We start from the raw sequence: 6,944 nt of genomic DNA, 5'->3' as shown, positions 1-6,944 counted from the left end.
CCGTTCCCATTCCGAACACGGAAGTCAAGCCACTTGTCGCCGATGGTACCTGGCCCCCGGGCCCGGGAGAGTAGGTCGCCGCCGGATCCACGGGCCCCCGCGGGACATCGCGGGGGCCCTTCCTTTTTCCCCCGGAATCTTTCTATATTCGTTTGCATGAAGATCCAAGGTTTCGTTTGCAATCCGTTCCAAGAAAATGCGTATCTTGTTTATGATGAGGCGAACGGTGAAGCTCTACTTATCGATCCCGGATTTTATAACGAAGATGAATTTCTCAAAGCGGACTGTTTTGTGAAAGAGAACGGTCTTACAGTGCGGCGTGTATTGAATACGCATTTGCATTTAGATCATTGCATGGGAAATGGATGGGTTCTGCGGAAGTGGAATTTGGAAGCGGAAGCTTCAGAAAACGATTTGTTTCTGATTCAGCATGCAGATCACCAGGCGCAGATGTTTAGCCTTGCGCTAGAGGAAACTTTGCCCTTGCCCAAATCCTTTTTGAAGGAAGGAGATTTGATTCTGGTTGGAAATATCCAGCTGAAGGTTATAGAAGTTCCAGGGCATTCCCGTGGCGGTCTTGCGTTTTATGAAGAACGTGAGAACATTTTATTTGTGGGAGATACCCTTTTCCGCGGTAGCCATGGCCGTACAGATTTGCCAGGCGGCGATACAGAACAGCTTTTTGATTCTATTCGCCAAAAACTTTTGATTTTACCCGATGATACTCTAGTGCTGTGTGGACATGGTCCCGCTACAACAATCGGGGATGAAAAATTGCAATTCGGATTGCAAAGCTAAATAGTTGTATTAAAGAATTTATGAGGAATTTAACTCCTCATAATTTATTTTAAGCACTGAGTGTTTGCAAAAGGACTTTAAGGAGAGTTTTGGATGAGATTGGTCCTTCTGATTAGTCTGCTGTATGTTGTGGCAGCACAAGCTTCTTTGACTTTACATATTCAGTCGCCGTGGCGTGGCGATGCGACGAAGTCATCGTATAAGCTGCACATTCTTGGCAGCCCTACAAGCTACAATCCGATCTACGGTGAAAATTCTGTGACGAAGATGACTTCGGAAGGAAACGGTTGGTTTGTCTATACGTGGAACAAGAGTGTTTCGGATTTCCAAAGTTGGGAATCTTTTAGCGTAAAGCTTTGCCCAGATTCTTCGGACCAGAATTACAACAACAATAACTGTGTCGCTTGGACGGACGGGACGAATGCCCTCTCGTTTACACCGTCAACCCTTTTTGGCTCGGATACAGAAGTTTGGCTTTATACGACGTCCGACATGTCTTATACGAAATCCTTTGCGGCTCCAGGCTCCAAGATGGTTTGGTTTAAGAGCCCGTGGGGAAACAAGGCTCTTCCTCGCATGATTTTTGGTACAGATTCCATTTTGATGCGCTTTGCCGTGGATGATTCGACGAAATGCGGTTGGTTCTATGGTGCGATAACGCCCTCTGCGCTTTCGAACAATCCGCTGAAGACGGCCTACTTTGAACGTTTCCACGCTTCTTACATGACGGCTCCTGCGGAAGGGACTGTGGACCTTTCTTCGGCGTTGGCTTCTTCGGATACGATTTTTGTGGATGGTACCGATTCAAAACTATCCGTCTCGTCCAAGATCGGTTCGCTCGGTGCATGCTTTGATTCTTCCCGTACTTTGCACATTTATCACCCGTGGAGAACGAATACGTCTTATCGTGACAGTACGTTCTACATCTCGGTTCAAAATAATATTTTGGGAAATCCGACCGCCCTTGATTCGACGGGTGAATATAAACGCTGGAGGCATTATACTTTCCCAGCGGCAACGGCTTCCAAGCCGGAATGGAGTTCGACTTCTGCGCTCTTCAACATTTACCGCGGCGCAAATGATTGGCCTGCAGTGACCTTTTTTACAGAGGCCAATCGTCCGCTGATTTCTTCGTTCTTCCCGTCGGGTGTTTATGAAACTTGGCTTTTCACTTATACGAATGAACGCTATGACGTGGTGTATGCTCCGCTCGAAGAAAAAATTATCCGTGTGATGAGCCCGTGGGAAAACATGTCGCCTTCGATGATCGTGAATGGCGATACGGTGAAGATGGGACCGTTCTCGAATGATACTTGTGGCTGGTACCAGGGCGCTTATTATAAGCATGTGACGGATTGGGGCATTACCTTGAGACAGACTTTTGGCTTTGAGATTTATACGTCTGCAGGACAGAAGGAGGGGGAACCGATTCAGATCGATTCGATCATGGCGATTTCGGATACGGCTTGGGTCTTCCCGTACCCGACGCTTTACAGTACACCCGCTTATACGACGGATTTCCCGGGGCGTCTCGGTATTTGCCCGACAATGCAGATTTCAGCGATGGTGTTAGACTGGGCGGGTGAAAATCATCACGATAGTATCGATGTGGACTTTGGCGGTATCTACAACGGTAACGACTATACGATGGTGACCTATTTGGATTCCACGGGAAAAATTGCGACAAATAATAAATGCGGTGGTCATGTTCTTGGCATGGTCCTGGATTCTTTGGTGAATGGAAATCCTGCTCGTGTGGATTCGTCGGTTTTCCCTTGGTCGATGTGTTCTGCTGCGCGTGAAATCGAAAAATGGTTTGTTCCGGAGACGCTTGCGACGGATGCTTCGGGCAAGAAGTACACGAATGCGGTTTGCCGTGACATTGATTTGACTCTGGACGAAGAAGGTTTTTGGCTTGCGGATATTACAGAAGCGGGAAATTGCAACGATCCGGATAATCCAGGGTTTTACCCGATTGACGATTTTAAATATTTGGATTCGGCGATGACGCTGTACAATCCGAAGTATGATTCTGTGGTCCAGGGATGCAGACATAACTACAGCTTCTCGATGAAGATTTCGGCACAGTTCCAGTATGTGAAGGGACAGTATTTTGAATTCCGTGGCGACGATGACGTTTGGGTGTTTATCAACAATCGTCTTGTGGTGGATATCGGCGGTTGCCATAGCCCGATAGAAGGTTCGGTGAACTTGGATACACTTGGACTTGTCGAAGGCAAGGAATATCCGTTCCACATCTTCTTCTCGGAACGCAATGCGACGGGTTCAAACTTTAAGATGCGCACGTCCATCAACTTGCAGACGGAAAAGACCTATTACCCGGTGGAAATTCCAACGTCGGATGGAACGATTCAGTATGAAATTTGGCAGATGCTGATCGATGAATCGCTCAGCTGTGACGTTTCGAGCGTGACGAAGGTCGATACGATTCCAGCGGCGTCACTCTTTTTGCTGATGGGACCGGGGCTTCCGATTGATGGCGATACTCTCGTTCCGGGCGTGAACTACGGCGGTATTACGGTTTCTGAAACGATGTCCGGCTTTACGATCGATACGGTGGCCGTGGTGAAGTCGAGAACTCTCGCTCCGGGTACTTATACGCTTTACTTCTATCTGGAATCGGATCTTTCGCAGTCTTCGAAGGTCTATTTCACGGTTCCGGAATATCCGCTTCCTTCGATCGTATTTGCGGATTCCCTGTGGAACGAAATGGATCCGGACACGGTAAAGCTTGGACAGTATGCGTTTATTCCGTATCCTGTACAGGTTCTTGTGGAATATATGGGAACGCTTTGCGATAGCGGATGCGATGCGCCGCTCTACTTCTCGTCATCGGATTCGCTTGCGCTGACAGACGAGTTTGGCGGATTATTGGATTCGGTTGTGCCGGTGAATGGCAAGGCGCATTTCTATGTGATGGGAACGGCGGCTGTGGAAGACGGTTCCTTCCAGATTTCGGGCGCTTCGTATGACAACATTTTGACATGGTCAAATATCGATTTGGAAAAACCTCCGGTGCCGATTCCTTCGGGCGGCTATATGTTTGACCGTGATGGTGATGGCGTTGCCGATAGCTTGATGCTTTCGTACGGCGAACCGATTACGGGAGAAGATGAACCGGATTCCGTTTCTTGGCAGTTCGGCGATTCGACGTGGCATCGCATTGTAAAGAAGGACTTGAAAAAGTACCGCTTCCTGGACTCTCTCCTCGTCTTTGAAAATGATTCGCTTTTGAACTTCCTCTTTACAGGAACTTCTTCGGGCGATGCCTACGCGGGAAGTTATACAACGCTCTTTAAGAAGGCGGTGACGGATTCGCTGACCGGTGAAACGGACACTCTTTCGTTCCATGTGACGGGAAAGATCCAAGACCGCCTAGGACCTGTGATTACGAATGCCATTGTGACGCCGCGCAGTGAAGACGTCTATCAGCTTGCAATCGTTTTCAGTGAAGCTCTCGATACGAACAGCTATCCGTTGGATTCAATCTTTGAATTCAAGGCGTGGCGTAACGGCGAAGAATCTTCTCGGAATATTTTCCCGATTTCGGGAACGCGTCGCACGGCTCGTTATGAAATCTTCTATTCGAGCAAGAACGGTGTGCTGCCTTCTGTGGGCGACAGCATTCGCATTGCCCCGGGCGTTCTTTCGGACGTTTCGCAGAATGCGGCTTCGGAAGATAACCGCTGGGTTCGCATTATCGGTGAACAGTATATTGTCGTGGAATCTTCGAAGCTCTTTGATGCAAAAACGGAAAAGCTCGATGCGTTCAAGCAGTCTTCAACGGTGACGCCGCACAAGGTAACGCTTGGACTTCCGTATGAATCTGTTGAAAAACAGATTGGAATTCCGGGCTTCCTCATCCGTTACGATTTGAATGAACTATCCGCTTCGACGGGAATCGGCCCGGACAGCCTTTATGTGAAGTACGAAACAAGCTTCTTTACGAATCTCGGCGCGTACATCAATTCCGCAAGTGGAAAGATTCTTTGCACCGACAAGATTTTCGACGGCGACTGTACCCAGAATCCGGGTAACATTTACCTCGGCTGGAACATGCGCAGTACCTCGGGTCGCTTGGTCGGAACAGGCGCTTACATCGCCCGTTTGAAGGTCAAGATCGGCGCTGTCGGCGGCGATTCTCAAAAGAAGGAAGTCGTTCGCACGTGGGGCGTGCGCCGTGTCGCGGAATAAAATTTTCGAAAACGCTTAAAGCGGATATTTCTTTTGGGCCTCTTCTAATTCGGCAGAGGCCTTTTCCCATTCTTCGTAAGCTTCGTCGGTCTTCTTTTTCGCTTCGCCAAGATCCTTGGCAATCTGTGAAATCAAAGCTCCGTCGTTCTTTTCGCTCGCTTCCACGAGGTTTTGTTCTAGTTCGGCGGCGAGGGCTTCTTGCTTCTGGATTTCCTCTTCCCATTTTTTGATGCGCTTTTCGATGGGACGCACGATTTTCGAGCGTTCTTCGACGTAAGCGGCTCGGGCGCGACGGCTCTCTTTATCTTTTGCAACAGGAGCTGCCCCGTTTGCAGAAACATTGGAATTTTCGACGGCGACCTTGGTCGTGCTTTCGCTTTTTTCTTCTGCCCAACCGACCTTTTCGAGGAAGTCCGCATAAGAGCCTTCGAACATAAAGCATTTGCCACCATCAAAAACAATGAGCTTGTTCGCAAACACGTGGAGAAGCTCTTCATCGTGCGAAACGACAATCGCCGTTCCTTGGTAATCTTCCAGGGCGTCGATCAGGCTTTCGATGCTTTCCATGTCCAAGTGGTTTGTCGGTTCGTCAAGGAGCAAAAGATTGCAGGGCGTGGCGAGAATCTTACCGAGAAGCACTCGGCTGCGTTCGCCACCGGAAAGAACCTTGATTTGCTTTAAGGCAGCGTCTCCGCTGAACATCATAAGGCCGGCGAGATTGCGGGCTTTTCCGCGTTCTGCGCTGGTGATGGAAGATTGCAGTTCTTCTTCGACGGTCTTGTTCAGGTCCAAACGGTTGATGTTTGTCTGTCCAAAGTAGTTGATGATGACGTTCGGGTTCAGAGATACTTCTCCGCTGACCGGTTTTAACTCGTTTGCAATTAGGTTCAAGAGGGTCGTTTTACCGCGCCCGTTCGGGCCGATGATAGCAATGCGGTCGCCCTTGAAAATTTCGGCTGTGAGCTCCTGGATGAGGGTTGGACCGCCTTCAAAGTGAAAATTCAGATTTTTAATCTGCATCATGCGCTTTCCGGGGAAGTCCGCCTGGTTGAACGAAAATTCCAGATTGCGTTCATGTTCTAAACGGGAGACTTCTCCAAGGCGCTCCACGGCTTTGATTTTGGACTGCACCATCGCAGCCTTGCTCGCCTTGAAGCGGAAACGGTCAATGACTTTTTCGAGCTGTTCGCGCTTGTGCGCTTCGTTTTCTTGCGTACGCTTTGCAACTTCTTCTTCGATGGCGATCGTTTCTTTGAGCTTTGCAACTGTACCCTGGATTTTACGCATTTTTTTGTGGTAAATGCCCACGACGTGAGTGCAGACGCTGTCCATGAATTTGCGGTCGTGCGTAATCAGTAAGACTTCGCCCTTCCAGCCCCTTAAAAAGCGGGCGAGCCAACGCGTTGAAACAATGTCCAGATAGTTTGTCGGTTCATCGAGCAAGAGCATATTCGGCTCGCTCGCAAGCACCTTTGCCAAATTCAAACGGATTTGGAAACCGCCTGAGAGAAGCATCGGATCCTTTTGCATAGATTCTTCGTCAAAGCCGAGACCGAAAAGGATGGATTCCACTTGATGCGTATCGAGCCAGCCGTCTTCATTGACTTTGAGAACGGAACAGGCTTCTTCGTGAACTGTCTTGTGCGTGAAGGCGATATGCTGCTTCAAGTATCCAAGCGTATAATTTTTGGGAATGTCAATGTTTCCACCGTCGATATATTCCTCGCCGAGGATCATCTTGAAAAGGGTGGACTTTCCGCAACCGTTGCGTCCGACGATGCCGATGCGTTCACGGGGGGCGACGAGAAAGCTCGCGTCGCGGAAAAGATCTTGGGTTCCAAAAGACTTGGTAATGTTTTGTACTTGGATCACGCTTGCAAATTTAGAAAATGGAATGGGTTAGATGTATGAAAATCTTCGAATGGCATGCC

The 6,944-nt window shown here is 48.9% G+C and carries 3 protein-coding genes and 1 rRNA gene; 3 read left to right on the top strand and 1 reads right to left on the bottom strand.

The genetic code is table 11. The annotated features are described in order from the left end of the window. From rrf to MR847_RS08515, 3 genes are all read left to right on the top strand, one after another. Positions 1 to 87 (top strand): 5S ribosomal RNA (rrf, locus tag MR847_RS08525); the annotation flags it as partial. 69 nt (positions 88 to 156) lie between these two features. After that, positions 157 to 798, top strand: coding sequence for an MBL fold metallo-hydrolase (locus tag MR847_RS08520; RefSeq protein WP_287723520.1), 642 nt, complete (start codon positions 157 to 159; stop codon positions 796 to 798). Between the two features lie 93 nt (positions 799 to 891). Beyond that, entirely contained in the window at positions 892 to 5,013 is a 4,122-nt protein-coding gene (locus MR847_RS08515) for a fibro-slime domain-containing protein (protein WP_287723519.1), read from the top strand. Between the two features lie 15 nt (positions 5,014 to 5,028). Here the strand turns inward: MR847_RS08515 and MR847_RS08510 are convergent, their stop codons facing one another. Further along, a complete protein-coding gene (locus MR847_RS08510) occupies positions 5,029 to 6,885 on the bottom strand; it encodes an ABC-F family ATP-binding cassette domain-containing protein (RefSeq protein ID WP_287723518.1) in 1,857 nt (618 codons plus the stop codon). Positions 6,886 to 6,944: the final 59 nt, after the last annotated feature.

Source organism: Hallerella sp. (genome assembly GCF_022776125.1).
GTDB classification, from domain to species: Bacteria; Fibrobacterota; Fibrobacteria; order Fibrobacterales; family Fibrobacteraceae; genus Hallerella; species Hallerella succinigenes.
This window is presented reverse-complemented; position numbering and strand designations above follow the sequence as displayed.

Coding starts and splice junctions, on each gene's coding strand:
- MR847_RS08520 (WP_287723520.1), top strand. CDS start 157: ATGAAGATCCAAGGTTTCGTTTGCAATCCGTTCCAAGAAAATGCGTAT.
- MR847_RS08515 (WP_287723519.1), top strand. CDS start 892: ATGAGATTGGTCCTTCTGATTAGTCTGCTGTATGTTGTGGCAGCACAA.